The organism is Oleiphilus sp. HI0066, from assembly GCF_001635725.1.
The window spans coordinates 1-1276 of record NZ_LWFH01001196.1; the positions used below are offsets into that span (position 1 = coordinate 1).

General features: G+C 43.0%; 1 protein-coding gene. It reads left to right on the plus strand.

The window, feature by feature from the left end; all coding sequences use genetic code 11:
- Nucleotides 1-823, plus strand: an 823-nt coding sequence (locus A3738_RS16205; RefSeq protein WP_068763727.1) for a bifunctional diguanylate cyclase/phosphodiesterase, incomplete at its 5' end; no start/stop codon positions are given.
- Nucleotides 824-1276 lie beyond the last annotated feature (453 nt).

Genomic DNA, 1276 nt, shown 5'->3' on the forward strand with positions numbered 1-1276 from the left:
CATGGGAATCTATAGTGAGAAGTACGATATCTATAGTTCGAGCCGGCTTACCCTGATGACAGACTTACGTAAGGCCTTGAATGATGATGCGCTCAGTTTAGTGTTTCAGCCGAAGTTTGAAATTAGTAGCGGGAAGGTGATTGGTCTCGAGGCTTTAGTACGTTGGATTCATCTAGAGAATGGTTTTGTTCCTCCGGATCAATTTATTCCCCTGGCCGAAGAAACTGGGGTAATTAATGAGCTGAGCTTATGGGTATTTCAAGAAGCGATACGTGCTTTGGTAATGCTGCGAGCTCAAGGCTATGACGGAAGCATGTCGATTAATATTTCAGCGCGTGATCTGAAGTTTAAGTATTTTGGCGCTCAACTTCTTAAAACACTGAAGACCGAGAATGTATCACCTGAATTGGTTTATTTGGAGTTAACCGAAACTGCGGCGATGGATGATCCGGCGTTTAGCATTGCGACACTGGATAAATTAGCAGCCCATGGGTTCAAGATTTCAATTGATGACTTTGGCGCGGGTTATTCATCGTTGTCATATCTCAAAGGTTTGCCTGCAAGTGAAATCAAGTTAGATCGCTCTTTGATCGAAGATATAAAGAATGATGAAAACTCAAAAGTGATCATACAAACCGTGATTGCGATGGCGGAAGGTTTAGGCTGCGATTTGATTGCAGAGGGCATCGAAGATGCACAAACTTTAAAAGTCTTAGAGAAGTTATCGTGTAACCGTTATCAAGGTTACTATGGCTGTAAGCCCCTGCCATTAGATCGATTGCAGCGATGGCTTGAACAAGCTGGCGCGATCTCTTCTAGCTAATCATTGGTGCGCCAGCACCATTATGGTGCATAAAGCTCGGTAGCTACTGATAAGTCTAGCCTTGTAAGTGCCTGAATCTTATAGAGATATAAAGTTGGTACTAAATTTGTATTAGAAATCGTATCGCAAAGCAGTGTTAAAAACCGCGCGGGGTATGACGACGGTTCATACTCACACAGAACAGAGACAGCATATTAAGAATGAACTTAATGTGCTGACGGCAAAGAAGCCCATGCTAACTAGCAAATATGCTGGTGGCATGGGTTTTTTTTTGCCCCAAAATTTTTGGTGGAGAAGAAGTTATGCAAGCATCAACAATGAAAGTATTGGTAGTCGGCAATGGAATGGTAGGCCATCATTTTGTTGAGCAGATACTTGAACAAGATATGAACGTCGAAGTGACAGTTCTTTCTGCAGAGCCAAGGTTGGCGTACGACCGAGTGCATTTGTCGG